Source organism: Streptomyces sp. NPDC006733 (assembly GCF_040636125.1).
Taxonomy (GTDB): domain Bacteria; phylum Actinomycetota; class Actinomycetes; order Streptomycetales; family Streptomycetaceae; genus Actinacidiphila.
Genome location: NZ_JBEYJD010000022.1, coordinates 1 through 23,459, shown reverse-complemented (window position 1 = coordinate 23,459; position 23,459 = coordinate 1). Strand labels below are relative to the sequence as shown.

The 23,459-nt window shown below is 72.9% G+C and carries 18 protein-coding genes and 1 tRNA gene; 11 read left to right on the top strand and 8 right to left on the bottom strand.

Annotated elements, in window-relative coordinates; translation table 11 throughout:
- Window positions 1–32: 32 nt before the first annotated feature.
- Window positions 33–1,268: a fumarylacetoacetase gene (gene fahA, locus ABZ721_RS20445; RefSeq protein WP_358790045.1), complete on the bottom strand. Its 1,236-nt coding sequence runs from the start codon at window positions 1,266–1,268 to the stop codon at window positions 33–35.
- A gap of 234 nt (window positions 1,269–1,502) precedes the next feature.
- Here fahA and ABZ721_RS20440 point away from each other — a divergent pair, with 234 nt between their 5' ends.
- Window positions 1,503–2,975 (top strand): SDR family NAD(P)-dependent oxidoreductase, encoded by a 1,473-nt coding sequence (locus tag ABZ721_RS20440; protein ID WP_358790044.1) that lies wholly within the window; start codon window positions 1,503–1,505, stop codon window positions 2,973–2,975.
- A gap of 45 nt (window positions 2,976–3,020) precedes the next feature.
- Here the strand turns inward: ABZ721_RS20440 and ABZ721_RS20435 are convergent, their stop codons facing one another.
- Together ABZ721_RS20435 and ABZ721_RS20430 are read right to left on the bottom strand one after the other, a co-directional pair.
- The gene (locus ABZ721_RS20435; RefSeq protein WP_358790043.1) at window positions 3,021–5,078 is read right to left on the bottom strand and encodes a TerD family protein; all 2,058 of its coding nucleotides are present in this window, start codon (window positions 5,076–5,078) and stop codon (window positions 3,021–3,023) included.
- Between the two features lie 181 nt (window positions 5,079–5,259).
- Window positions 5,260–5,344: transfer RNA gene (locus tag ABZ721_RS20430), tRNA-Leu, on the bottom strand.
- A gap of 209 nt (window positions 5,345–5,553) precedes the next feature.
- Between ABZ721_RS20430 and ABZ721_RS20425 the strand changes: the two genes are divergently transcribed.
- The 3 genes from ABZ721_RS20425 to ABZ721_RS20415 all read left to right on the top strand — a co-directional run bounded on the left by ABZ721_RS20425 (window position 5,554) and on the right by ABZ721_RS20415 (window position 8,635).
- Window positions 5,554–6,891, top strand: a complete 1,338-nt coding sequence (locus ABZ721_RS20425) for a M20/M25/M40 family metallo-hydrolase (RefSeq protein ID WP_358790042.1) — start codon at window positions 5,554–5,556, stop codon at window positions 6,889–6,891.
- 132 nt (window positions 6,892–7,023) lie between these two features.
- Window positions 7,024–7,257, top strand: a complete 234-nt coding sequence (locus ABZ721_RS20420; protein ID WP_358790041.1) for a chaplin — start codon at window positions 7,024–7,026, stop codon at window positions 7,255–7,257.
- Between the two features lie 172 nt (window positions 7,258–7,429).
- On the top strand, window positions 7,430–8,635 hold the full coding sequence (locus tag ABZ721_RS20415) for a chaplin family protein (RefSeq protein WP_358790040.1): 1,206 nt from the start codon (window positions 7,430–7,432) through the stop codon (window positions 8,633–8,635).
- A 110-nt stretch (window positions 8,636–8,745) separates the two neighbouring features.
- On the opposite strand, the gene ABZ721_RS20410 is transcribed toward ABZ721_RS20415, so the two are convergent.
- Window positions 8,746–8,934: a DUF5703 family protein gene (locus ABZ721_RS20410; protein WP_138353264.1), complete on the bottom strand. Its 189-nt coding sequence runs from the start codon at window positions 8,932–8,934 to the stop codon at window positions 8,746–8,748.
- Between the two features lie 47 nt (window positions 8,935–8,981).
- On the opposite strand from ABZ721_RS20410, the gene ABZ721_RS20405 reads away from it, so the two are divergent.
- Complete coding sequence (locus ABZ721_RS20405) at window positions 8,982–9,590, top strand: hypothetical protein (RefSeq protein ID WP_358790039.1); 609 nt, start codon at window positions 8,982–8,984, stop codon at window positions 9,588–9,590.
- A 50-nt stretch (window positions 9,591–9,640) separates the two neighbouring features.
- On the opposite strand, the gene ABZ721_RS20400 is transcribed toward ABZ721_RS20405, so the two are convergent.
- Entirely contained in the window at window positions 9,641–11,764 is a 2,124-nt protein-coding gene (locus ABZ721_RS20400; RefSeq protein WP_358790144.1) for an ATP-dependent RecD-like DNA helicase, read from the bottom strand.
- Between the two features lie 349 nt (window positions 11,765–12,113).
- A complete protein-coding gene (locus ABZ721_RS20395; protein ID WP_358790038.1) occupies window positions 12,114–13,094 on the bottom strand; it encodes an aldo/keto reductase in 981 nt (326 codons plus the stop codon).
- Between the two features lie 137 nt (window positions 13,095–13,231).
- Here ABZ721_RS20395 and ABZ721_RS20390 point away from each other — a divergent pair, with 137 nt between their 5' ends.
- Window positions 13,232–14,281: an LLM class F420-dependent oxidoreductase gene (locus ABZ721_RS20390; protein WP_358790037.1), complete on the top strand. Its 1,050-nt coding sequence runs from the start codon at window positions 13,232–13,234 to the stop codon at window positions 14,279–14,281.
- A gap of 153 nt (window positions 14,282–14,434) precedes the next feature.
- Here ABZ721_RS20390 and ABZ721_RS20385 read toward each other — a convergent pair whose 3' ends face one another.
- Both ABZ721_RS20385 and corA read right to left on the bottom strand, forming a co-directional pair.
- Window positions 14,435–15,040, bottom strand: a complete 606-nt coding sequence (locus tag ABZ721_RS20385; protein WP_358790036.1) for a hypothetical protein — start codon at window positions 15,038–15,040, stop codon at window positions 14,435–14,437.
- A gap of 286 nt (window positions 15,041–15,326) precedes the next feature.
- Window positions 15,327–16,316 carry a magnesium/cobalt transporter CorA gene (gene corA / locus ABZ721_RS20380; protein ID WP_358790143.1) on the bottom strand — a complete coding sequence of 330 codons (990 nt, stop codon included), beginning with the start codon at window positions 16,314–16,316 and terminating at the stop codon, window positions 15,327–15,329.
- Between the two features lie 47 nt (window positions 16,317–16,363).
- Between corA and ABZ721_RS20375 the strand changes: the two genes are divergently transcribed.
- From ABZ721_RS20375 to ABZ721_RS20355, 5 genes are all read left to right on the top strand, one after another.
- The gene (locus ABZ721_RS20375) at window positions 16,364–17,101 is read left to right on the top strand and encodes a histidine phosphatase family protein (RefSeq protein WP_358790035.1); all 738 of its coding nucleotides are present in this window, start codon (window positions 16,364–16,366) and stop codon (window positions 17,099–17,101) included.
- A gap of 172 nt (window positions 17,102–17,273) precedes the next feature.
- Window positions 17,274–17,864 carry a DUF3090 domain-containing protein gene (locus tag ABZ721_RS20370; RefSeq protein WP_138354778.1) on the top strand — a complete coding sequence of 197 codons (591 nt, stop codon included), beginning with the start codon at window positions 17,274–17,276 and terminating at the stop codon, window positions 17,862–17,864.
- The gene (locus ABZ721_RS20365; protein WP_358790034.1) at window positions 17,828–18,724 is read left to right on the top strand and encodes an SCO1664 family protein; all 897 of its coding nucleotides are present in this window, start codon (window positions 17,828–17,830) and stop codon (window positions 18,722–18,724) included. The genes ABZ721_RS20370 and ABZ721_RS20365 overlap by 37 nt, the downstream gene beginning before the upstream one ends.
- Before the next feature lie 188 nt (window positions 18,725–18,912).
- Complete coding sequence (gene mshC, locus ABZ721_RS20360) at window positions 18,913–20,142, top strand: cysteine--1-D-myo-inosityl 2-amino-2-deoxy-alpha-D-glucopyranoside ligase (RefSeq protein WP_358790033.1); 1,230 nt, start codon at window positions 18,913–18,915, stop codon at window positions 20,140–20,142.
- A 157-nt stretch (window positions 20,143–20,299) separates the two neighbouring features.
- A complete protein-coding gene (locus ABZ721_RS20355) occupies window positions 20,300–23,368 on the top strand; it encodes an NPCBM/NEW2 domain-containing protein (protein ID WP_358790032.1) in 3,069 nt (1,022 codons plus the stop codon).
- Window positions 23,369–23,459: the final 91 nt, after the last annotated feature.

Below are 23,459 nucleotides of genomic sequence, written 5' to 3'. Positions count from 1 at the left end.
GTCCTGGCGAGGTGCGGCGGGCACCGGGTCGTTCAGCCCGCGGGGCGGGGGGTGATGCGGCCGGCCACCTCGCCGAAGCCGACGCGGGTGCCGTTCGGGCCCGGGGCGGTGGCGGTGATGACGACCTCGTCGCCGTCGTCGAGGAACGTGCGCTCGCTGCCGTCCGCCAGCTTCAGCGGCTCCTGGCCGTTCCACGTCAGCTCGATGAGCGCGCCGCGCGTCTCGCGCTCGGGGCCGCTGATGGTGCCGGAGGCGAAGAGGTCCCCGGTCCGCAGGGACGCGCCGTTGGCGGTCAGGTGCGCGAGCATCTGCGCGTACGTCCAGTACATGGCGGCGAACGGCGGCCGCGAGACGGTGTGGCCGTTGAGCCGGACCTCGAAGGCGATGTCGAAGCCGGACGGCTCGGCGGCGTCCCGGTCGTCGAGGTAGGGCAGCGGCTCGACGTCGCGCTCGGGCGGCGTGGTGCGGGCCTGCGCGAGGGCGTCCAGCGGGACGATCCAGGGCGAGACCGACGTGGCGAAGGACTTGCCGAGGAACGGGCCCAGCGGCACGTACTCCCACGCCTGCAGATCGCGGGCGGACCAGTCGTTGACGAGGCAGACGCCGAAGACGTGCTCGGCGGCGTCGGCCAGCGCGACCGGACTGCCCAGCTCGGACGGCGTGCCGACGACGAAGCCGAGCTCCGCCTCGATGTCCAGGCGGCGGGACGGGCCGAAGTCCGGGACCGCGTCCGCCGGGGCCTTGCGCTGCCCGGACGGGCGGATGATCGGGGTGCCCGAGACGACGATCGTGCCGGACCGGCCGTGGTAGCCGATCGGCAGATGCTTCCAGTTGGGCGTCAGCGGCTCGGACCCGGGCCGGAAGATGCGGCCCAGGTTCGTCGCGTGGTGCTCGGAGGCGTAGAAGTCGACGTAGTCGGCCACCTCGAACGGCAGGTGGAGGACGGCCTCCGCGCGCGGCACCAAGCACGGCTCGACCGCCCCGCGCAGCGACTCGTCCGTCAGCCACCGGGTGAGCGCGGCCCGCACCGCGGTCCACACCGGCCGGCCCGCGGCCAGCAGGGGGTTCAGGCTGGAGGCGTCGAGGGCGGGGAAACCGGACTCGCCGAGCGCGCGGGCCGCCGCGCCCGCGTCGAGGACGTGGTCACCGATGGCGACGCCGATCCGGCGCTGCTCCGGCCGGTCGGCGGTCGTGAAGACGCCGTACGGCAGGTTGTGTACGCCGAACGGGGAGTCGTCCGGGACGGTGAGCGGGCTGCTGGCGCTCAACTGGCCTCCAGGGAGAGTACGAACGTGCCGAGACTATCCCCCGTCTCAAGGGCCGGACACGGGGGTGGCGGACGTCACTGCTCGGCGACCGTCCGTGCCGGCCCGCGCACCGACCGTAGACGCGGGGGTCGCCGACGGGCTCGTATTTGGTGGTGCTACACGTGCGTCCGTAGAGTTCCGCCTGACTCGGGTGGACTCGGGACGGAACAGACGATCCAGTAAGGCAGCAGCGGCATGACAGCGAGTGAACAGACGGAAACCCGGCGCGACGATTCGACGGGCATCGACCCGGCGCGCATGGAGCTCTGCCTGAGCGTGCTGGCCGAGCTCGACCGGCTGGACGTCGACCACCCGGACGCGATCGCCGTACGGCGCGCCACCGCGGGCATCTACCGCACCGTGAAGCAGCGCCGCCGCCAGGAGCGCCGGGCGGCGAAGACGGCGAACGACAAGGCCGTCACCGAGGCCACGGCCACCGGCGCGGCCGACCGGATCGACGACGAGACGCTGGGCAACATGCTCACGACGTCCACGACGACGGAGATCGCCGGGATCCTGGAGCGCCCGCGCTCCTGCTACATCTGCAAGACCCGCTACGTCGAGGTCGACGCGTTCTACCACCAGCTCTGCCCGCCCTGCGCGCGGGAGAACCGCGGCCGCCGCGACGCGCGCACGGACCTCACGGGACGCCGCGCCCTGCTCACCGGCGGCCGCGCCAAGATCGGCATGTACATCGCGCTGCGGCTGCTGCGCGACGGCGCGCACACCACCATCACCACCCGCTTCCCGAACGACGCGGTCCGCCGCTTCAAGGCGATGCCCGACAGCGCGGACTGGCTGCACCGGCTGAAGATCGTCGGAATAGACCTGCGCGACCCCGCCCAGGTCATCGCGCTCGCCGACGAGGTGGCCGCCGAGGGACCGCTCGACATCCTGATCAACAACGCCGCGCAGACCGTCCGCCGCAGCCCCCGCGCCTACGCGGAGCTCGTCGCCGCGGAGCTCGCCCCGCTGCCGGCCGGCGAGCTGCCGTCGAGGACCGTGCTGGGCCACTTCGGCAGCGGCGCCCAGATCGCCCTGCCCGGCCCCTCCTCGTCCGGCCACGACGCGCTGACGCCCGAGTCGATCACGGCCCTGGCCCTGACCACCGGCTCCGCCACCCCGGCCCGCATCGAGGCCGGCACGGCCATCGACGCCGGCGGCCTCGTGCCGGACCTGGACGCCACCAACACCTGGATCCAGCGCGTCGAGGAGGTCGACCCGCTCGAACTCCTCGAGGTCCAGCTGTGCAACGTCACCGCGCCGTTCGTCCTCGTCAGCCGGCTGCGCCCGTCGATGGCCGCGGCCGCGGCCCGCCGCAAGTACGTCGTCAACGTCTCGGCGATGGAAGGCCAGTTCAGCCGCGGCTACAAGGGTCCGGGCCACCCGCACACCAACATGGCCAAGGCCGCCCTGAACATGCTCACCCGCACCAGCGCCCAGGAGATGCTGGAGACGGACGGCATCCTCATGACCGCCGTCGACACCGGCTGGATCACCGACGAGCGCCCCCACCCCGACAAGATGCGCCTCGCCGAAGAGGGCTTCCACGCCCCCCTCGACCTGGTCGACGGCGCCGCCCGCGTCTACGACCCCATCGTCCGCGGCGAACTCGGCGAAGACCTCTACGGCTGCTTCCTGAAGGACTACGCCCCGGCAGCCTGGTGACCCGCCCCGCGACCTGATGCCGCGGGACGGTCCTGCGGTCCCCGGTCAGACGGGCGCGGTCGCCCGGTCCTGCTGCGGGCGGCGCCCCGCCGGGCGCTCCAACTGGGTGACGACGGTGGAGTGGAACCGGTCCACCGCGGCGTCGACGCTGCGGATGAAGCCCGTCTCGGCGCTGCCCCGGGAGCTGCCCATCCCCTTGAAGAGGGAGAGCCGGAAGCCGGTGATCCGGCCGCCGTCCTTGGGCAGGAGTTCGCCCGGCTCGGGGCGCAGTCTCTCCAGCGTGCCGCGCGGGCCGCTGCCCCGGCCCTCGACCAGCGTCTCGATGTGCAGGTCGGCCGGGGCCTCGGCGAGCTGGCGGACCAGGCGCTTGGTCCAGGTGAGCGGGGAGCCCTGCTCCGGGCGCGGGATCTCCAGGGAGATCCGCAGCTTGCCGGTGCGCAGGTCCGCGGTGATCGCCAGGATGCCGACGCTGCCGTCGATGCGGATCTCGGCGTGCAGCCGGCCGTCCTCGCAGAGCCGGTCGGCGAGGTCCGCCCGCCGCGACCGCGGATCGGAGCCGCGCTTCGCCCGCTGGACCGGCAGCACCTTCTGGCCGAGCTCACCGCCGAGCCGCAGGCAGACCTGCCGGATCAGCCGCTCCCAGCTCTCGACGACCTGGACCGCGCGCTCGTCGCCCTGGCAGAGGATCTCCTCGTCGATGCCGTTGCGTACCGGCACCCACGCGGGGCCCATGTTCTGGAAGCCGTGGCAGCCGGAGTTCTCGTGCTGCAGGTAGTGCAGGAACTCCTCCAGGAGGGCGGCGTGCGCGGCGCTGCCGACGCCCTCGTGGCGGATGAGCATCTGGGCCTGCTGGGTGACCTCGGCCCAGGACAGGTGCCACAGGGCGACCTTGTGCTTGCGGCGCCCGTCGATCTTCACGTCCACCAGCGGGCTGCCCTCCAGGGCCACGTCGTTGGAGACGGTGATCACGGCCTCGTAGCCCCGGCGGGCGGCGATGTCCATGTAGTCCTGGACCTGCTCGGCCTTGAGCGGATTGCCGTTGGTCTTCGTCTCGACCAGCGCGGTCCACAGCCGCCCGGCACGCTCCACCCGGATGACGCCGTCGGGGCGCTTCGGCGTCTCGCCGTGCGGCAGCGACACCTCCGTGAAGGTCTCCATACGGCCGGCGGGAGCCCCGAACGCGGCGGTGAGCCGTCGCCCGAACTCCGGGACCTGGGCCATCACCGACAGCAGGATGGAGGTGGCGCGCGTCTCCCGCTCGTGGTCGCTCTTGAGGGAGGAGGCGGGGAAGAGCCGGGAGGGCCGCCAGGAGTCGTTCTCGGCGAGCGACTTCCTGGTCGCCTTCGGCAGCGTCACCTTCTTCTTGGCAGTGCGCGGGCGCTTCGGCGCCGCGGCTTCGACGCCGCCGGCGGCGGGGGCGGCCGGGGCCTCGGGAGCCGGTGCCTGTTCGAGGGTGACCGCCGGTACTTCCAGCACCGGCGCGGCGGCGGGTACGTTCTCCTCGGCCTCGCTCGTCCCGCCCGCCTCGTGCTCCTCCTCTGCCTCCTCCGCCTCGTCGGCGTCGTCGACGTCGATCCCGTAGTCCGTCGCCAGCCCGGCGAGCCCGGTCTCGTACCCCTGCCCGACGGCCCGGAACTTCCACTCCTCGCCCCGCCGGTACAGCTCGCCGAAGATGAACGCGCTCTCGACGCTCGCATCGGTGATGCGGAAGGCGAGCAGGCCCTCACCCGACCCGTCGGCCAGCGTCAGTTGCAGGTCCTCGAGCGTGCCGAACCGGTCGTCGCCGTACCGGCTGGCCGCGACCACCACCTGCTGGACGTCCGCGGGCATCGCCGTCAGATCGAGGCTGATCCGGTCCTCGTTGCCGTTCGCGGTGGGCGTCTTGCCCAGCAGTTGCACGCTGCCGTCGGGCGCCGCCGGGTGGTTGTAGAAGAAGAAGTCCGCATCGCTGCGGGCCTTGCCGTCGGCGTCCAGCAGGAGCACGGAGACATCCGCGTCCCCGTCCCCGGACGCGCTGCTCCAGCCCAGACTCACGATCACGGAGCCGGTGTCCTCGCTCAACGTCGCCAGGCCGACATTGGCACCCTTGGTCATCTCTTGCATGAGGCCCCCCTCGGTGCAAGGCCGCACGAGCGAACCCGGGCAGCCGGTAGCGCTGTCAACGCGGTTGGGGCGCATCCCCAGTGCGCTGGCTGAACCCTAGCGCCGGAAGAGACACCTTTGCCCCGGGAAGTCAGGACATGAAAAAAGACCCTGTCGCCAGGGTCTTTCGGTAATCCGTGAGTGTCCGAGGGGGGACTTGAACCCCCACGCCCGATAAAGGGCACTAGCACCTCAAGCTAGCGCGTCTGCCATTCCGCCACCCGGACCGGGTGTACCGCAGGCCTCTCGGCTGCGGCGACGAGGTAAACCATAGCAAAGATCCCAGGGGCTCGATCACGCGTGCAGGTGTGAAGGGATCATGACGCGGGGCGGGTGGCTCTTGGGTGGCGGGGGTGGGCGGGGGAGTATGGGGAGTGGAATCCGCCGCGGGCCGCCGGCTGCGGGCGCGGGAGTGCGTGAGGGACGAGGAGACAGCGTGAGCGAGTCGAATTCGGGCGCGAAGGGCGACAGGAAGATCACCGGCGAGGACGAGGTCGTCGACCTGTGCCGGGATCTGATCCGGATCGACACCAGCAACTACGGCGACCACTCCGGGCCCGGCGAGCGCGCCGCGGCCGAGTACGTCGCCGAGAAGCTGGCCGAGGTCGGTCTCGAACCGCAGATCTTCGAGTCGCACAAGGGGCGGGCGTCCACCGTCGCCCGGATCGCGGGGGAGGACCCCTCGCGGCCCGCGCTGCTGATCCACGGGCACACCGACGTGGTGCCGGCCAACGCCGACGACTGGACGCACCACCCGTTCTCCGGCGAGATCGCCGACGGCTGCGTGTGGGGGCGCGGGGCCGTCGACATGAAGGACATGGACGCCATGACGCTGGCGGTGGTGCGCGACCGGCTGCGCAGCGGCCGCAAGCCCCCGCGCGACATCGTGCTGGCGTTCCTGGCCGACGAGGAGGCGGGCGGCGTCTACGGAGCGCGGCACCTCGTCAACAAGCACCCGGACCTCTTCGAAGGGGTGAGCGAGGCGATCGGCGAGGTCGGCGGCTTCTCCTTCACCGTCAACGAGAACCTGCGGCTGTACCTCGTGGAGACGGCGCAGAAGGGCATGCACTGGATGCGGCTCACCGTCGACGGTACGGCCGGGCACGGCTCCATGACCAACAACGACAACGCGATCACCGAGCTGTGCGAGGCCGTCGGACGGCTGGGCCGGCACAAGTTCCCGGTGCGGATGACGAAGTCGGTCCGCGGCTTCCTCGACGAGCTGTCGGACGCGCTGGGCACCGAGCTCGACCCCGAGGACATGGACGCGACGCTCGCGAAGCTCGGCGGCATCGCCAAGATGATCGGCACCACGCTGCGCAACACCGCCGCCCCGACGATGCTCGGCGCGGGCTACAAGGTCAACGTGATCCCCGGCCAGGCCACCGCCCACGTCGACGGGCGCTTCCTGCCCGGTTACGAGGAGGAGTTCCTCACCGACCTGGACCGGATCCTCGGCCCGCGGGTCAAGCGCGAGTCCGTCCACTCGGACAAGGCGCTGGAGACGGACTTCGACGGCGCGCTGGTCGACGCCATGCAGGCCGCGCTGAAGGCCGAGGACCCGATCGCGCGGGCGGTGCCGTACTGCCTGTCCGGCGGGACGGACGCGAAGTCCTTCGACGACCTGGGCATCCGCTGCTTCGGGTTCGCGCCGCTCAAGCTCCCGCCGGAGCTGGACTTCGCGGGCATGTTCCACGGCGTGGACGAGCGGGTTCCGGTGGACGGGCTCAAGTTCGGCGTTCGAGTGCTGGACCGTTTCATCGAAAACTGCTGACGATTCGACCATCTGTCGCAATCGAACTGAGACGGGTGAAAGCTCCCGCAGTTTCGTAGCTCGGTTCCTTCGGGGTCGTTACGACTTGTGCGGTCCGCGGCTGGGGATCGCGTTTCGAACTAGGAGGAAACCATGATCAAGAAGATTGTCGCCACTGTCGCCGTTTCGGGTGGTCTCGTGCTCGCCGGTGCGGGCCTCGCCGCTGCCGACGCCGGTGCGCACGGTGCCGCGGTGGGCTCCCCGGGCGTGCTCTCGGGCAACCTCATCCAGGTTCCGGTCCACATCCCGATCAACGCCTGTGGCAACACGGTCAGCGTGATCGGCCTGCTGAACCCGGCCTTCGGCAACGCCTGCGTCAACCAGTGACGTCATCTCCGGCCCGGTAAGGGCCTGGTCCGGGTCGGCCCCGGAGTGCGCGGTGCGCACTCCGGGGCCCCCGGCATTTTCCGGGGGATTCGGACAGGGGTTTCACAGCCATCCGTTCCCTTCCCGGGGCCGCGACCCCGCGGACTCACTGAGAGCGAAGGCAGGGAAGGCTATGCGACAGGTCGCCAAGAAGGGCCTGATCACCGTGGTCGCGACGGGTGGCGTACTCGCCGCCGGCAGCGGCTTCGCGTTCGCGGACTCGGGTGCCGCCGGCACCACGTCCGACTCGCCGGGCGTCGGCTCCGGCAACAACGTCCAGGTGCCGGTGCACGTACCCGTCAACCTGTGCGGCAACACGGCGAGCGTCATCGGGCTGCTGAACCCGGCCATGGGCAACAGCTGCGCGAACACCTCGGTCCATGGGGGGCGCGGCGGGTCGGCCCCCAGCGGTCCCTACAGTCCGCACTCTCCCCAGGACTCGTACGGTTCAAACGACTCTTACGACGCATACGGCCCTTACGGTACGTACGGCCCCTACGGTTCCACCGGCGCGGTCGCGCACGGCGGCGCCTCGCACTCGCCCGGCGTGCTCTCGGGCAACTCGGCGCAGGTTCCGATCGACGTCCCGGTCAACGCCTGCGGCAACAGCGTGAGCGTGATCGGTGCGCTCAACCCCGCGATGGGCAACGGCTGCGGGAACGTGGAGTACGCGCCGCCCGCCCACTCGGACGCCGACGACTGCGAGGACCACCCCGGCGGCCAGCAGCCGGGAACTCCGGGACAGCCGGGCGGACATCCGGGAGGGAACCCGGGTGGTCATCCGGGGGGACAGCCGGGCGGTCATGAGGGGCACCCCGGTCAGCCCGGGAACCCCGGTACGCCGGGCCACCCGGGTCAGCCTGGCAACCCTGGTACGCCGGGTCAGCCGGGTAACCCTGGTACGCCGGGTCAGCCGGGTAACCCTGGTACGCCGGGTCAGCCGGGTAACCCTGGTACGCCGGGTCAGCCCGGTAACCCCGGGACTCCGGGTCAGCCCGGGAACCCCGGCACTCCGGGTCAGCCGGGTCAGCCCGGTAACCCGAGCACCCCCGGCCAGCCCGGTCAGCCAGGCCAGCCGAACACCCCCGGTCACCCCGGAACGCCGGGCACCGGCACCGGGCACGTCCAGCCCGCCGGGCACGTCCACCCCTCCGCGCCCTCGGCGCACCACGTCACGCCCGCCCTGCACCACGCGGCTCCGGCCGGCCACCAGGGCGCTCCGGAGGCCCAGCTGGCCGCCACCGGTGCGGGGTCGCTCGGGATGGCGTTGCCGACCAGTGCGGCGCTGCTGCTCGGTGGCGGGATGCTCTACCGCCGCAACCGAGCCGCCCGTCGCTGACGGAGAGCGGGAGAGCCGCCAGATCGTCGCAGGACGGCCGGCTCGCGCGCACGGTTCGATGGGACCCCGCAGTCGCGGGGTCCCATTTCATGCGGTCGGGGGATGTCAGCTCACCAGGTCGCCCTGACCTGGCGGATGATCCGGCGGCGCAGCCGCACCCGGCGGCTCCCGTCGGGGTAGAGGCGGAGCCGGTCCAACTCCCAGTGGCCGTACTCCGCGTGGTCGGTCAGCAGTCGCGTCGCGTCCTTCCGGGAGACACCCCGGGGGACGTACATCTCTGTGAATTCGTATTCCGGCATCGCATCTATTGTGCGGGCAACGCCCTGGTGCGGATAGCGTCTGCACCATGTCTGATGACGTGCAGCCCACCGTTGCCGAGGTACGTGCCGCCGCCGAGGCGGTCAAAGCCGCGCTGGACCGCCACCTCGAGGCGATCGAGAACCGGACGGGGGAGGACGACCCCGCCGTCTACACCGCCTTCGACGACCTCGCCGCAGCCGCCGAGGCCTACGACGAGCTGCTTTACGACGCCTACGACGAGGTCACCCCCTTCGAGGTCCCGTCGGGTGACACGCTGCCCGAGTACGCCGGGTCCGACGAACCCGCCGCCATCAGCGTGCTCATCCGCCGCGACTACAGCATCGTCGAGCCGCAGCGGCTGCTGCTGCAGGCCCGGCGGGTCGCCGACGCCGACTCCGGACCGGACACCGGGGTGAACGCGGCCGTCGGCATCCTCTTCGGCGAGTACGAGCCGGACGAGATCGCCCAGCGGCACAAGGAGTTCGGGCTGGAGGAGGGCGACTCGACCCTGTGGGTCTCCGCCGCCGAGCCCACCGATCCGGGGGACTGGCTGGCCGCCCCGTTCGAGCAGGCCGACCCCCAGCTGATCATCTGCCGGTTCGACGTCAGTTCGGTCTTCGACGACGAGCTGAGCGCGCTCGACCCGGACAACTAGGCGGCCGGGGTCCGGGGCGGGGCGGGGTCACCGCTCCGCCCCGGACCGACTCACTCGGCCGTCGCCTGCTCGCGCAGCACCGAACGCAGCCGCGTCGTACGGTCCTTCGCCGGAATGCCGGCCACCGCCTGCGCCAGGGCCTGGTCGGCGCCCTGCACCACCGACAGATGGCGCTCGCCGCGGCCGAAGGCCGTGTAGACCCACGCGCGGGTCAGCGCCTGCACCGCGTCGCCCGGCAGCACGACGACCACGGCGGGCCAGCGCAGCCCCGCGGCCTGCTGTGCCGTCATCGCCCACCCGTGCCGCAGCGCCGCCACCTCGTCGCGCGGCACCAGGACCGGAATGCCCGCGCAGTCCAGGTGCAGCCCCTCGGGATCGGCCGACAGCACCGTGCCGGGCAGCGTGAGGCCCGGCTCCGGGGCGTACACCACCCGGTCGCCCGGGTCGAAGCCGCCGAACCGGCCGGGGCCGGGATTGAGCCGTTCCTTCAGCGCCGCGTTGAGCACCTGGGTGCCGACGGCGCCGCCGTGGCCGGGCGTGATGACCTGGGTCTCGGCCGCGGCCACCCCGATGACGCGCGGCACCGAGTCGGCGACGAGCTGCACCGTGCGGTGCACGGCCTCGCGGGGGTCGCGGACCGGGACGATCACGACCTCCTTGTCGGGCGCCTCCACCGCCGCCAGCTCCCCGATGCCGATCCCCGACACCAGCTCGCCGATGGGCCCGAAGTCCGGGGTGCGGGACGCCACCTGCGGGCACGTCTTCGCCGCCAGCAGGTCCGCGAAGGCCCGGCCGGGCCCGGTCGACCAGAGCACCCCCGGGTCGCCGCTGAGGACCAGCCGCGCGCCGTCGGGCACGGCCTCGACGAGGGTCGCGGCGAGCTCCACGTCGAGCTGCGGTGCGTCCAGCACGGCCAACACGTCGAGCGCCAGGCTCCCGTCGGCCTCCCGGCCCGGTCCCTCCTGGCCGGACAGCAGCCCGGCGACGGTGACGGCGGTGTCGTCGCCGAGGTGGGCGGCGAGCCGCCGCCGGCCCTCCGCGGTGTACGCGGCGGCGTACGCGCGCAGCCCCAGCTCCCGGGCCGCGGCGACCAGCGCCGTCGGCTCGGCGCGGGCCGCCTCGCCGCCGGTGTGCGTCACCAGCCCGCTGACGGCGGCGGCGCGGACCAGCGCGGCGGCGGACGGCGACGACGTGGCGGCCGCGGCCGACTCCCAGTCCAGGCCGTCCCCTTCGAAGGTCTTGAGCAGCCGGTCCAGGCCGTCCGCGAGGCTCTCCTCGGCGAGCGCGTACCGGTCGAGGCCGAGCAGCAGCCGGACCGGCGGCCCCTCGTCCCCCTCGTCCGCCGCGGCGGGCTTGCCGGGGACGTCCTCGGTGTCCTGGAACACCAGCACGCGGCCCTCGGCGATGGCGGCGCTGAGGCCTTCCTCGGCGCCGGAGACCGACTGCTTCTCCAGCGCGGCGCGCAGCACGGACGATTCGAGGGCGGTGTGCCCCTGCTCCGCCGCCCGCTCCAGCAGCCACACGACCAGGGCCTGCACGCGGCGCTCGTCGTCGGGCCCGCACTCGCCGCCGAGCAGCGCCCGCGCGAAGCCGTCCGCGTGCTCGACGCGGACGCCGGGCAGCGCCAGCACCTGCCACGGGTCCTCGCGCAGCGCCTGCGCCGCCCGCTCGCCGAGCGCCGCCACCGCGGGCTCGGCCAGCTCCGCCGGCGCGCCGCCCTCGGCCAGCACGCTCCGCGCCGCCTCGACGGCGGCCGGGTCGTACGCGACCGGCACCCGCGCGAGCCGGACCGGCTCCCGGGCCGGGCGCTCCCGTTCCCGGACGGGCCGTTCAGCGTCGGCAGCGGGCTCCGCGACCACCGCTGCGGCCGGAGCCGGAGCCGACGCGGGAACCGGATCGGGATCCGCGACCGGGGCCGTGACAGGTTCGGGTTCGGGTTCCGGCTCGGACACGGCTGCGTCGTCGAGGTCCGCCGGACCGTCCTCCGGCTCCTCCACCGCGTCCGCGACGCCCGCGTCCGTGACGCCCTCGACCGCGGGCTCGGACCCCTCCGGCTCCGCCGTCACGTCCGCCGCGTCCGTCGGGACCTCAGCGGCCCCCGCGGCCTCCGCCGGCTGCCCGCCCGCCGCGGCTGCCGCCTCGGCGGCCTGGAGCTTCGCCGCCTCGGCGGCCATCGCCTCGCGGCGCTTGCGGCGGGCCGCCGCGGCGTCGCCCTTGGGCGCGGGCGCCGCGGGGTTGTCGCCGCGCTCGATGGAGCGCATGGCGGCGGCGAGGTTCGCGAGATCGACAGGGGGCTTGGCCCGGGCGCCCGCACGGCTGGCCGGGGCGGCCGGGGCCGGGACGAGTGGAGCGGCGGCATCGTCTATGACCCGCTCCTGGGCCCGCTCCGTCTCGGCGAGGCGGGCGGGGGCCGTGGGCGGTTGCCCGTCGGCTTCCGGCGTCGCGACGTCCTGGTCGGTGCGGTCCTCGGTCACGTGGGCCTCCGTGGTGCGGCGTGGTGCGGCGGATCCCGGCCGGGCCGCCCTAGAGCGTGCTCCAGTCGTGATCCGGGTAGCGGTGCAGTGGCGCCGACACGTCGTCCAGCGCCTGGCGGATCTCACCCGGAAGACTAAGCGCCTCCACTGACAATGCCTGCGCCAGCTGCTGCGCGTTGCGCGCGCCGACGATCGGCGCGGTCACTCCCGGCCGGTCCCTGACCCAGGCCAGCGCGACGTCTATCGGCCGCACCGCGAGCCCGTCGGCCGCCGTGCTGACGGCGTCGACGATGAGCCGGGCGGTGTCGTCGAGGTACGGGTCGACGAAGGCCGCCATCTCCTCCGAGCCGCCGCGCGACTCGACGGGCGTCCCGGTGCGGTACTTGCCGGTGAGCACGCCCCGGCCGAGCGGCGAGGACGGCAGCAGCCCGATGCCCAGGTCGATGGCGGCGGGCAGCACCTCGCGCTCGATGCCGCGCTGGAGCAGCGAGTACTCCATCTGCGTGCTGGCCAGCGGGGTGCGGCCGGGTACCGCGCGCTGCCAGGTCGCGGCCTTGGCCAGCTGCCAGCCGCAGTAGTTGGACACCCCGACGTACCGGGCCCGGCCGGAGGTGACGGCGATGTCGAGGGCCTGCAGCGTCTCGTCGAGCGGGGTGGCCGGGTCGAAGGCGTGCACCTGCCACAGGTCGACGTAGTCGGTGCCGAGGCGCTGCAGGGAGGCGTCCAGGGCCGCGAGGAGGTGGCCGCGGGAGCAGTCGAAGCGCCGGTCGGGATCGGGCACGCTGCCCGCCTTGGTGGCGATCACCAGGTCCGTGCGCGGGACGAAGTCCTCCAGGAGTCGTCCGAGCACGTACTCCGCGCCGCCGTCCGCGTAGACGTCGGCGGTGTCCACGAGCGTGCCGCCCGCCTCCCAGAACGTCTTCAGCTGGTCGGCCGCGTCACGTTCCCCGGTGTACCGCCCCCATGTGAGCGTGCCCAGGCCGAGTCGCGAGACGCGCAGCCCGGTGCGTCCGAGGTGCCTCTGTTCCATGAGCGCTGAGATTACTGGTGAAGTGGCTGATTGGGCAGCCGTGACGGACCCGACAGGCGCGCGGAGCACGCCTTGGCGCTAAAGTCCGGAGGGACAGGGACGTTACTCATCAGTAAGGCAGCAGTAAGGGGAACGGTATGCGGCTCGGAATCAACCTCGGCTACTGGGGCGGCGGGATGGACGCCGACAACCTGGCCGTCGCCCAGGAGGCGGACCGGCTCGGCTACGCGGTCTGCTGGGCCGCGGAGGCGTACGGTTCCGACGCCGCGACCGTGCTCTCGTGGGTGGCCGCGCAGACCGAGCGCATCGACATCGGCTCGGCGATCTTCCAGATCCCGGCCCGCACCCCCGCGATGACCGCGATGACCGCCGCCACCCTGGACTCGCTCTCCGGCGGCCGCTTCCGGCTGGGCCTGGGCGTCTCGGGACCGCAGGTCTCCGAGGGCTGGTACGGCACGCGCTTCGACAAGCCGCTGTCCCGCACCCGGGAGTACGTCGAGATCGTCCGCAAGGCGATGGCCCGCGAGCGGCTCTCCCACGAGGGCGAGCACTGGACGCTGCCGCTGCCCGACGGGCCCGGCAAGGCGCTCAAGCTCACCGTGCACCCGGTGCGCGAGCACATCCCGCTGTACATCGCCGCGATCGGCCCCAAGAACCTGGAGCAGACCGGCGAGATCGCCGACGGCGCGCTGACGCTCTTCTGCGCCGCCGAGAACATGGAGGAGACCTCGCTGGCCCCGCTGCGCGCGGGCCGCGCCAAGGTCGGCAAGACCCTCGACGGCTTCGACGTCTGTCCGACCCTGCCGCTCGCGCTGGGCGACGACGTGGACGCGCTCGCCGACATCTTCCGCCCCTACACCGCCCTGTACGTCGGCGGCATGGGCAGCAGGAAGCAGAACTTCTACAACCGGCTCGCCCAGCGCATGGGGTACGAGAAGGAGGCCGCCGAGATCCAGGACAAGTACCTGGCGGGCGACAAGGACGGCGCCGCGGCCGCCATCCCGCGCGAGCTGATCGACCGCACCAGCCTGCTGGGCCCGGTCGAGCGGATCGCGGACCGGATGCAGGAGTACGCGGCCGCCGGCGTCACCACCCTGACCGTCACCCCGGCCGGCTGGACGCTCGACGAGCGCGTCGCCGCGCTGCGGGCGGGCGTCGAGGCCATGGAGCGCGCGGGCCTCGCGTAACGGCGCTCGCACGCCGTAGGAGAAGCCGCAGGAGAACCAGCCCCGGCCCCCCGCACCCGCCGGGCGGGCCGGAGCCGGCTTCGTGCGCGAACAACGCCGAAGCCGCAAAGGATGCGAGAGCAACGCAAGGCGCCGGGCACGCGACGGCCGGGCCTAGCTCGGCACCAGCCGCCCCAGCAGCCGGCCGAACGAGACGAGCCTGGCTATCTGCCCCGGCCCCCCGTCGTCGAGCGACTTGCTGAACCGGAACGCCTCCGGACGGAACCGGGCGGCGGCGACCGGCGAGTCCGGATCACCCTGCACGGCGCTCAACTCGTGCGGCATCGAGGTCGCGAGGACCAGGTAGACCCCGCGGTCGACCCGCGCCCCCTTCTCGTTCCTGCCGACCAGCGTCCGCATCCCGACGTGGCCGATGGAGTTCAGCGGCAGCACCTGCACCGACGAGTCCAGGACCGTGCCGCCGGGCGCGCTCTCGTCGGCCAACTCCTCGCTGTGCCACAGGATCAGCCGGCGGCCGTCGCAGACCGCCGCCTCCTGCCACACCGAGGTGCCGGCCTCCGTCAGATCGACCACCCGCTCCAGGGTGAAACCGAGGACCTTTCGGCGGCCGAGCACGCCCCTGATCGCGTCCAACGCGACGTCCGCGTGCAGGAAGTAGGCGTCCGACGCGTCCTCGAGGCGCTCGTACGGAGACCAGTCCGACCCCGCCGGACCCGGCCGGCGCGTGGTCGGGCGGCTCCTCGTCGCCTTGCTGAACATGTCCACCTGCTTCGCGATTCACGGCCTCGTCGGCCCCTCGGCCCCCGTTGCACCCTACCCAGGAGGCAGGACAGTGCGGGGTGTGGAGGCTCGACGGGAATCGCTGGGGATTCTGCGGCCGTGGTGGGGGCTCGGGGGTCTTCCCCGCCACGGCCGTCAGCAAACACAACGCCCCAGCGGCCCGGGGGTTACGCCCCGCGGCCCTCCACCCCGCTCCGCCGCATCCCGCCGCCCGCTCCGCCCCGGCCCTCCGTCCCGCTCCGACGCGCCCCTCAGGCCCGCCCCGCTACAGCCACCCGCGCCGCTTGAAGAACACGTACAGGAAGGTGACGATGCCCGCCATGAGCGTCATCACCGCCGGATAACCCCAGGTCTGGTGCAGTTCCGGCATGTGCTCGAAGTTCATCCCGTAGATGCCGGCGACCATCGTCGGCGCCGCCGCCATCGCCGCCCAGGCCGAGATCTTGCGCATGTCGTCGTTCTGCCGCACCCCGACCTGCGTCAGGTGGGCGGCGAGGATGTCCGACAGCAGCCGGTCCAGGCTCTCGCCCTGCTCGTTCGAGCGGGTCAGGTGGTCGGCGACGTCGCGGAAGAAGGGCCGGATCGACTCCGCGACGAAGGGCACCCCGCTGCTGGTCAGCCGGTTCATCGGGTCCATCAGCGGACCCGTGGCGCGGCGGAACTCCAGCGCCTGGCGCTTGAAGGTGTAGATCGTGCTCGCGGTGTTGCCCGAGTCCGAGACGTTCGGGCTGAACACGCTCGACTCCAACTCCTCCAGGTCCACCTGGAGTTCGGAGGCGATCTCGACATAGTGGTCGACCACTGTGTCGCTGATCACATACAGCACGGAGGCCGGTCCCTTCCGCAGCAGCTCCGGGTCCTTCTCCAGCCGGTGCCGCACCTCGGCCAGCGCGCTGCCCTCGCCGTGCCGGACCGTCACCACGAACGCGTCGCCGACGAACACCATCAGCTCGCCCGAGGTGACCGTCGCCGTCGCGTCGTCGTACTCCAGCGGCTTGAGGACCATGAAGAGCGAGTCGTCGTAGACCTCCAGCTTGGGACGCTGGTGCGCGGTCAGGGCGTCCTCGACGGCCAGCGGGTGCAGACCGAACTCCGACGTCACCAACGCGAACTCCTCCTCGGTCGGCTCGTGCAGCCCGATCCAGAGGAAGGCGCCCGAGGCCCGCGCCTGGTCCAGGGCGTCGGAAAGGTCGTCGGGCCCGTCGGTGCGGTGCCCGTCCTTGTAGATGGCGCAGTCCACGATCACCCTGGCTATTCTTCCGCGATCCGGCGAAGTCACACCACCGACGTAGGCTGGCCGACATGCCCACCGTGATCCTTGTCCGCCACGGGCGGTCCACCGCCAACGCCGACGGAGTGCTGGCCGGCTGGAGCCCGGGCGTCGCCCTGGACGACAGCGGCCGCGCCCAGGCCACCGAGCTCGCCGCCCGGCTGTCCCCCGTGCCGCTGGCCGCCGTCGTCACCAGCCCGCTGCAGCGCTGCCGGGAGACCGTCCAGTCGATGCTGGACACCCGCCCCGAGCTGCCCGTCCACACCGAGGACCGGATCGGGGAGTGCCACTACGGGGAGTGGACCGGCCGCAAGCTCTCCGAGCTCGCCGACGAGCCGCTGTGGGCCACCGTGCAGCGCCATCCGTCCGCCGCGGTCTTCCCCGGCCCCGACGGCGAGTCGCTGCGCTCCATGCAGGCCCGCGCGGTCGACGCGGTGCGGGAGTGGAACGCGCGGATCGAGGAGAGCCACGGCCCGGACGCGGTCTACGCCATCTGCTCGCACGGCGACATCATCAAGGCCATCGCCGCCGACGCCCTGGGCATGCACCTGGACCTCTTCCAGCGGATCGCCGTCGACCCCTGCTCGGTGACCGCGATCCGCTACACCGCGTACCGGCCGTTCCTGCTGCGGCTCGGCGACACCGGGGACCTCACGGGGCTGGCGCCCGCGCTGTCCGCGGCGGCCACCGGGGCGTCGGAGGCGGGCGCGGACGCCGCCGGGGACACGTCGGGCGACGCGGTGGTCGGCGGAGGCACGGGCGCACCGTGATCGGCTTCCGCAGTAGGGTGGTGGACCGGCGGCGTTCCGTGCCCCGGACCGGTGTCCGATGGCGCGGAACAGCCGCTTCCACCCAGAGCCGAGCACACCCATAACTGAGCACCGCCGCAGCTGAGCAGTCCCACAGTCGAGCAGACGCACAGTCGAGCAAACGGAGCAGGACGTGCCCCGTCAGGTCTTCTTCTACGAACAGCCGGACCGGTTCGTCGCCGGGACGGTCGGCGAGCCGGGCCAGCGCATCTTCTTCCTGCAGGCCACCGGCGCAGGCCGCACCACCAGCGTCGCCCTGGAGAAGACGCAGGTCGCGGCGTTGGCCGAACGGATCGACGAGCTGCTGGACGAGGTCGTCCGGCGGACCGGGGGCAGCACCGTCGTGCCCGCGGTCGCCCCGGGCGAACTGGCCGACACCGCGCCGCTCGACAGCCCCGTCGAGGAGGAGTTCCGGGTCGGCACCATGGCGCTGGCCTGGGACAGCACCCAGGAGCGCATGGTCCTTGAGGCCCAGGCGCTGGTCGAGGTCGAACCCGACGCCGACGACGCCACGCTGGAGGCCGCCGAGGAGCTGCGGGAGGACGACGAGAACGGTCCGCCACTGCTGCGCGTCCACCTGACCGGCGCGCAGGCCCGCTCCTTCGCCAAGCGCGCCCTGGACGTGGTCTCGGCGGGCCGCCCGCCGTGCCCGCTGTGCAGCCTGCCCCTGGACCCGGAAGGACACGTATGCCCGCGCCAGAACGGGTACCGGCGGGGAGCCTGAGCGGCGACGCCGCCGGCCGGCCCGCCGACCCGGCGGACGTGCCCGCCGCCGCGGCGGATGTCGCGGGGGTGCCGGCCGGGGAGGCCCTGGAGCTGCTCACCCGCGGTGAGCTGACCGTGCGCGGGCAGCTGCGCGACGCCTCCAACGCCGTCCTGTACTGCGAGGTGGCCCTCGACGGCCGTACCGCGCACTGCGTGTACAAGCCCGTCGCGGGCGAGCGCCCGCTGTGGGACTTCCCGGACGGCACCCTCGCCGAGCGCGAGGTGGCCGCGTACCTGGTCTCGGAGGCCACCGGCTGGGGCCTGGTCCCGCCGACGGTGCTGCGGGACGGCCCGTACGGCGAGGGCATGTGCCAGCTGTGGATCGACGAGTCCGAGCAGGAGCGGGAGCTGCTGGCCCTGGTCGAGGAGGACGAGCCGGGCGAGGGCTGGAAGCCGGTCGTGCGGGCCGAGGTCGGCGGCGGCCGCACCGCGCTCCTGGTGCACGCCGACGACCCCCGGCTGCGCCGGATCGCCCTGCTGGACGCGGTGATCAACAACGCCGACCGCAAGGGCGGCCATCTGCTGCCCGCTCCGGACGGCCGCCTCTACGGCATCGACCACGGCGTCTCCTTCCACACCGACGACAAGCTGCGCACGCTGCTGTGGGGCTGGGCCGACGAAGCGCTGCCCGACGAGGCCGTCGCGGTGCTCCGCGGCCTCACCGCGGCGCTGGAGGGCGAGCTGGGCGGCCGGTTGGCGGCGCTGCTGACCGGCGCCGAGGTCGAGGCGGTCGCCACCCGGGTGGCGGAGCTGCTGCGCACCGGTCGCTACCCGCTGCCGAGCGGCCAGTGGCCCGCGATCCCGTGGCCGCCCGTCTAGGTCCCCCGGCGGCTCCCCGCCCGCCGACCCGCCGTACGGCCCTGCCGTGCGGCCCGTGAACCGGGGGCGGCGGCCGGGGGCGGCGATCCGGCTGCCCGGCGCGCCGTCAAGACGGCCGATCCGGCCCATCCGCGCGCGGGTCCGCCTCCGGTTCGATTCCGGAACCCACGTCCGGTTACGCTCATGACATGTATGCCTGGCCCGCTTCCGACGTCCCTGCCCTTCCCGGCAGTGGCCGCGACCTCCGCCTCCACGACACCGCGACCGGTGGCCCGGTAACCCTGGACCCCGGTCCGGTCGCCCGCATCTATGTCTGCGGGATCACCCCCTACGACGCCACCCACATGGGGCACGCGGCCACCTACAACGCGTTCGACCTCGTGCAGCGCGTGTGGCTCGACACGAAGCGCCAGGTGCAGTACGTCCAGAACGTCACCGACGTCGACGATCCGCTGCTGGAGCGGGCCGTCGCCAACGGGGACGACTGGACCGCGCTCGCCGAGCGTGAGACCGCCCTGTTCCGCGAGGACATGACCGCGCTGCGGATGCTCCCTCCGGACCACTACATCGGTGCCGTCGAGGCCATACCCGGGATCGTCCCGCTGGTCGAACGGCTCCTGGAACTGGGCGCGGCCTACGAACTGGGCGGCGACACCTACTTCTCCGTCGACGCCGACCCGCACTTCGGGCAGGTCTCGAACCTGGACGCGGCCGCGATGCGGATCCTGTCCGCGGAGCGCGGCGGCGACCCGGACCGCCCCGGCAAGAAGAACCCGCTGGACCCGATGCTCTGGATGGCCGCCCGCGAGGGCGAGCCGAGCTGGGACGGCGCCTCCCTCGGCCGCGGCCGGCCCGGCTGGCACATCGAGTGCGTGGCCATCGCGCTGGACCACCTGGGCATGGGCTTCGACGTCCAGGGCGGCGGTTCCGACCTCGCCTTCCCGCACCACGAGATGGGCGCCTCGCACGCCCAGGTGCTGACCGGCGAGTTCCCGATGGCCAAGGCGTACGTGCACGCCGGCATGGTCGCCCTGCACGGCGAGAAGATGTCGAAGTCCAAGGGCAACCTGGTCTTCGTCTCGCAGCTGCGCCGGGACGGGGTCGACCCGGCCGCGATCCGGCTGTCGCTGCTCGCCCACCACTACCGTGCCGACTGGGAGTGGACCGACGCCGTCCTCGCCGACGCCGTCGAGCGGCTCGCCCGCTGGCGCGCGGCGGTCTCCCGCCCCGACGGGCCGCCGGCCGAGGCGCTCGTCGAGGAGATCCGCGCGGCGCTCGCCGACGACCTGGACGCACCGGCCGCGCTCGCCGCGGTGGACCGCTGGGCGGTCTCGCAGGCCGTTTCCGGCGGCACGGACGAGGGGGCGCCCGGCGTCGTCTCCCGCGCGGTGGACGCGCTCCTGGGCGTCGCCCTGTAGCGGCACACACCCGGACAAACCAGCGGCCCCGGCGGATTCCCGCCGGGGCCGTTCTCGTCATGCCCTCTGGTCATGAACACGGCACCTGCGCTATACACGCTCACAGTTGCTCATTTCATGCTCCGAACTGCGCGCAGTTGCAGCCAGAGAGGTGTTCATGCACAGGGATGCTCAGAACCTCCGCAGAATCCAGGCGATACCGCTGCTCGTGCTGCTGGGCCTGCTCGCGGCCCTGCTGGCCCCGGCCGCCGGCGCGGCGCACGCCGCACCCGTCGCTGCCGCCGACGTCACCGTCGGGAACGTGACCGGATTCGCCGCCGCCGGACCCGTGTACCACCTGACGGCGGGCAAGGCCGAGGCCCGGGTCACGTTCGTGTCCGGCCGGACGTTCCGGGTGGAGCTCGCGCCCGACGGCCGGTTCACCGACCCCACCGGCAGCGACATCGTGCTGCCGCAGGGCGCGGCTCCGGCCACCCGCTGGCGGGACGCGGGCGACCGCTACGAGCTGAGCACCTCCGAGGTCACCCTGCGCGCCTACAAGGCCCCGCTGCGCTTCGCGCTGTACCGCGCCGACGGCACCAAGGTCTGGGCCGAGTCCAAGGGCCTGACCTGGAACGGCGCCAGGACCACGCAGACCCTGGAGCGCGGCGCCACCGAGCAGTTCTACGGCGCCGGCATGCAGAACGGCCGCGGCAACACCTCGCACCGCGGCAAGACCGTCGAGGTCGGCGTGGACGACAACTGGAACGACGGCGGCCACCCCAACTCCGTGCCGTTCTACCTGTCCACGGCCGGCTACGGCGCCTTCCGCAACACGTACGCGCCCGGCACGTACGCCTTCACCGACCCGGTGGCGACGACCGAGCAGGAGAACCGGTTCGACGCGTACTACTTCGCCGGACCGTCCGCCAAGGACGTCATCGGCCAGTACACGCAGCTGACCGGCCGCCCCTTCCTGCCGCCCGTGTACGGGCTGGAGGTCGGGGACTCGGACTGCTACCTGCACAACGCCAACCGGGGCGAGCGCCACACCCTGGACGCCCTCAAGGTCGCCGACGACTACGTCAAGAACGACATGCCCAACGGCTGGATGCTCGTCAACGACGGCTACGGCTGCGGCTACGAGAACCTGCCGGAGACCTCCGCCGGCCTGGGGGACCGCAAGATGGCCACGGGCCTGTGGACCGAGGACGGCATCGACAAGCTCGCCGACCAGGTCAAGGCCGGCCAGCGGATCGCCAAGCTCGACGTGGCCTGGGTCGGCGGCGGCTACAAGTTCGCCCTCGACGGCTGCAAGGACGCCTACCGGGGCATCGAGGCCAACAGCGACGCCCGCGGCTTCACCTGGGCCCCCGAGAGCTGGTCGGGCGCCCAGCGCTGCGGCGTGCAGTGGTCCGGCGACCAGTCGGGCAGCTGGGAGTACATCCGCTGGCAGATCCCGACGTACGCGGGCGCCACGATGTCCGGTCTCGCCTACACCTCGGGCGACATCGACGGCATCTTCGGCGGCAGCCCCAAGACGTACACCCGCGACCTGGAGTGGAAGTCCTTCCTGCCCGCCGTGATGACGATGGACGGCTGGGCCGCCAGCGACAAGCAGCCCTACCAGTACGGGGAGCCGTACACGTCCATCAACCGCCAGTACCTCAAGCTGAAGGAGTCGCTGCTGCCGTACACGTACTCCTACGCGGCCGAGGCGAACCGCACCGGCGTCGGCCAGGTCAGGCCGCTCGCGCTGGAGTACCCGGACGACCCGAAGGCCGCCTCCGACGCCGCCAAGTACGAGTTCCTGTCCGGCGAGGACTTCCTCGTCGCGCCGGTCTACCAGGACACCGCGGTGCGCGACGGCATCTACCTGCCGAAGGGCACCTGGACCGACTACTGGACCGGCCGCCTATACCAGGGGCCGACCACGGTCAACGGCTACAGCGCGCCGCTGGGCACCCTGCCGCTGTTCGTCAAGGCCGGTGCCGCCGTGCCGATGTGGCCCGGCATCAGGTCCTACCAGGACCGCACCGCGTCCTCGCCGGTCGCCTGGGACGTCTACCCGCAGGGCACGTCCTCCTTCACGCTGTACGAGGACGACGGCGTCACCCGGCAGAGCCGGGACGGGAAGTCCGCGCAGCAGAAGGTCACCGTCCGGGCCCCGGCGTCCGGCGCGGGCGACGTGAGCGTCGACGTCGGCGCGAGCGTCGGCAGCTTCCAGGGCAAGCAGACCGCCCGCCCGTACCTGTTCACCGTGCACACCGGTGACGCGCCGTCCGGGCTGCTGCTGGACGGGGCCGCGCTGCCGCGGTACACCTCGAAGGCCGCCTTCGACGCGGCCTCCCGCGGCTGGTGGTACGACGCCGCCGACCGCGGCGGCGTGGTGCATGTCAAGACCGCGTCGCTGAGCACCGCGAAGGCGTTCGGCCTGCGGCTGCTGGGCGCCAGCGCGCTCGGCGGGAAGGCGCCGGGCAGCGCCGCCACCGTCTCGTCACCGCCGGCGCAGGAGGTCGGCGCGGGCGTGCCGGCGACCGTGCCGGTCGACGTGACGGCCGGCGGCAGTGACGCCACCGGCGTCCAGGTGACGCTGGCGGCGCCGGCCGGCTGGTCGGTGACGGCCCCCGTGCCGGTGGCCCGCATCCCCGCCGGGACGACCCGCCGGATCCAGGTCACCGTCACCCCGCCGCAGAACGCGGCACCGGGGGAGGCCGTACTGCGGGCCTCCGCCGCCTACCGGGCGGCCGGGCAGCCCCGCGTGACGGCGCAGCCGTTCGCGGTCTCCACGATGCCGCGCCCGCCGGTGGCCGACACCTGGGCGAGCGACATGGTGTGGCTGAGCGAGGGCAACGGCTACGGGCCGCCGGAACGCGACCGCAGCAACGGGGAGTCGGGCGCCGCGGACGGTCATCCGATCACTCTGGCGGGAACGGTGTACCCCAAGGGGATCGGCGCGCACGCCGACTCCGACATCGAGCTCTACACCGGCGGCCGCTGCACCCGGTTCACCGCCGACGCGGGGATCGACGACGAGATCAACGGCTACGGGGAGGTGGCGTTCTCGGTCGAGGCCGACGGCACGGTGCTGTGGACCTCGCCCAAGGTGACGGGCGCCTCCGCGACCGTGCCGGTGGACGTCCCGCTCGGCGGGGCCCGGCACGTCCGCCTCAAGATCACCGACACCAACGGCTCCAAGAGCGGTGACCACGGGGACTGGGCCGCGGCGAAGTTCAGCTGCGCCTAGGGAGTGTCTTCACATCGGCGTCGTCCGCCCGGAGGGCGGGGTCGGCGGGGTCTGGTGCGTGCGATCGCAAGGCGGAGGAGGGAGTCCATGC